The sequence below is a fragment of the Pseudobacteroides sp. genome, assembly GCF_036567765.1.
Classification (GTDB): domain Bacteria; phylum Bacillota; class Clostridia; order Acetivibrionales; family DSM-2933; genus Pseudobacteroides.
Genome location: NZ_DATCTU010000088.1, coordinates 1 through 2,232, shown reverse-complemented (window position 1 = coordinate 2,232; position 2,232 = coordinate 1). Strand labels below are relative to the sequence as shown.

Below are 2,232 nucleotides of genomic sequence, written 5' to 3'. Positions count from 1 at the left end.
GATTTCTTGCAGGATTTGCTGCCGTGGTCTGATAAGATACCTGAAACATGCAAATCCAAGAAAAATAATATTTAAAATAGAGCCTGAATAAACTGGGCTCTATTTTATTATGTCAATACACTATCGTTTTGACGCTTACATTTATTTCACCCCCATCCGCATTCTTAAATTGTTTATTAAGATCGCTATTAACATCAAATTCTCTTCTTGCAAGTTGTTCAAAAAAACTTTTATAAAAGTCCATTTTAGTACGCATTGAATTACCTCCTGTTCAAAACGGCATTTTTTAGTTTCATAGCCTCTATCTTGTTTTTCTTTCCCTCCAATTCTTTTTGCATAAAGCATTTATCGCCTGTTTGTGGAAACATACAGCTTGGCTTTGTCAATTCCAAAATAAAAGGACACCCTCGGCAAGGATGTCCCTCAGGATACTGATATACTATTGTACATAACATTTTTCTCTTTTCCTTTCTAAAATATAAAAAGTATGGCTAATCATTTCCCCATACCTTTGTCCCTGTTTCTTAAATATAATTCTTTCTTTGCTCGTTTTGATAGCTCTGTACTTTCAGCTTTTTGTCTATCAATATAATCAGTATTTAAATCATCAACATTCTGCTCTATCATTACTAAAATCTCACAAATTATTTGCTGTGTCTTGTAAGATTTATACTCCTTGGAATATTCCAGTTTTGAAAGTTCAAATTCCTTATTTACCAGTGTTTTAATAACAACAATCAAGCGGTTTGCAATCAGCTTGTCCATCTCTTTTATTGCTTTACCTTTATGCCTTTCAACATTCTCCGGGTCGGCATCATATAACATAGCGATTTTTGACTTTGTATCTGCATACTCATCAATCAGTTGTTTTATGTGTGGGATTCCTTGCTTTAAATCTTCTACAAGCCTATCCACTCGTTCTTTTGCGTCTTCTGGTAGCAGTTGATAATAAAGCCTCCCCTTTTTCGGCAAAATATCTTTGAGTTGAAATAGCCGGATTGATATAGGTGATAAATCAATCCCTTTCAAAACACTGTCAATTGGGATATCTTTTAATTCTTCATCGTCAATCTTTCCAGCCACTTCCTTTAATTTCTTATATTCTTTTGGATAAATAGTCTTCATGTAATCATCAAAATCTTTTACCAAATCATCAGTTACTTCCTTCATCTCAAATTTTTGCTTTTCCTTAGCCCTGCAATAATCAGCTATTTTTTCAGCAAATGTCTCTTTTATCAATTGAATCCTTATACTGTCAGCGACTTTGGGACTAACAAAATTTTTCATTGTCTTTTGATTTTTATCCCAGAATACAACATGAATATGAGGATGGCTGGGTTCATTATGGTGAGCACATACCCAAGAGAGATTTTTCCGGCTTATTCCATTCTTACTTGCTAAAGTGTTAATATGTTTTTCAATGTAATTTTCCCATGCATTATGATCTTTCAATCCAAGTTCTGCGGCAGTTTCAGGAGTCAATGAGATAACACTTCTAAAAATATTTACTTTCTTATAAGACAGTTCTCGTACCTCTTTCGCTACTTCCTGCCAGGTTTCAAATTCAGTTAAGTTTCCTGGTTGAAGTTTACCAAATAATCCATGGCTCATTCCTTCATTTTTTGATGCACCAGGTCTGGTTGCAATGTACCTTATATGAGCATAATTACATTTTGGAGTTTTATTGAAATTAGGAGGCTTGAACCTCTGCTTATACATCAAAATCGACATAAGAAGCATCTCCCCCTTTTATTTCTGATACAGCTTTCTTAACTTCTTCATCATCCATAAATTTTGCAATAGCATCTCCATTTTTCATATTTGCATAGGATAATGCCCTCTTTCTTGCCGCCTTTTCTATCTTCTCAAATGACGAGTACCTGTCCTTATCAATCAAATCGGATATAATGGTAATATTGGCATAATACGCTGCTGCCGAGATGATTGTAAGTCTATTTATCATTCCTGCTAACCGGTTTGCCAATGATTTTATCGATGCTTCAATCTCTTGATGAATAATGTCAGTTATAATATCTATATTTTCTTCATATCCATTTACTGCTAAGCCTTTATCCACAAACTCTCTGATTATTTCAGATGCATAAACATTCTTTTTTATTGCCAGCTTATCAATCTGTTCCAAAGTTTCAATTGGGAAAACCACTGACCTTTTTTGAGTCTTGGGGTTGTTATCGGCCTCTTTCACAAAATTCCTCCTTTAATACCTTATTT

4 protein-coding genes are annotated in these 2,232 nt (G+C 34.1%); all 4 read right to left on the bottom strand.

Annotated features, from left to right (window positions below; all coding sequences use genetic code 11):
• Positions 1-112: 112 nt before the first annotated feature.
• From VIO64_RS13175 to VIO64_RS13160, 4 genes are read right to left on the bottom strand one after another with little or no spacing between them, the layout of a single operon-like run.
• On the bottom strand, positions 113-256 hold the full coding sequence (locus VIO64_RS13175) for a hypothetical protein (protein ID WP_331918942.1): 144 nt from the start codon (positions 254-256) through the stop codon (positions 113-115).
• Positions 257-260: 4 nt separating this feature from the next.
• On the bottom strand, positions 261-455 hold the full coding sequence (locus tag VIO64_RS13170; protein WP_331918940.1) for a hypothetical protein: 195 nt from the start codon (positions 453-455) through the stop codon (positions 261-263).
• A 40-nt stretch (positions 456-495) separates the two neighbouring features.
• On the bottom strand, positions 496-1,731 hold the full coding sequence (mobP3, locus tag VIO64_RS13165; protein ID WP_331918938.1) for a MobP3 family relaxase: 1,236 nt from the start codon (positions 1,729-1,731) through the stop codon (positions 496-498).
• Positions 1,712-2,206: a hypothetical protein gene (locus tag VIO64_RS13160; RefSeq protein WP_331918936.1), complete on the bottom strand. Its 495-nt coding sequence runs from the start codon at positions 2,204-2,206 to the stop codon at positions 1,712-1,714. The genes mobP3 and VIO64_RS13160 overlap by 20 nt, the downstream gene beginning before the upstream one ends.
• Positions 2,207-2,232: the final 26 nt, after the last annotated feature.

Bases quoted from the DNA above. Each gene is read 5' to 3' on its own strand.
- VIO64_RS13175 (WP_331918942.1), bottom strand. From the start codon at position 256: ATGCGTACTAAAATGGACTTTTATAAAAGTTTTTTTGAACAACTTGCA.
- mobP3 (WP_331918938.1), bottom strand. From the start codon at position 1,731: ATGTCGATTTTGATGTATAAGCAGAGGTTCAAGCCTCCTAATTTCAAT.
- VIO64_RS13170 (WP_331918940.1), bottom strand. From the start codon at position 455: ATGTTATGTACAATAGTATATCAGTATCCTGAGGGACATCCTTGCCGA.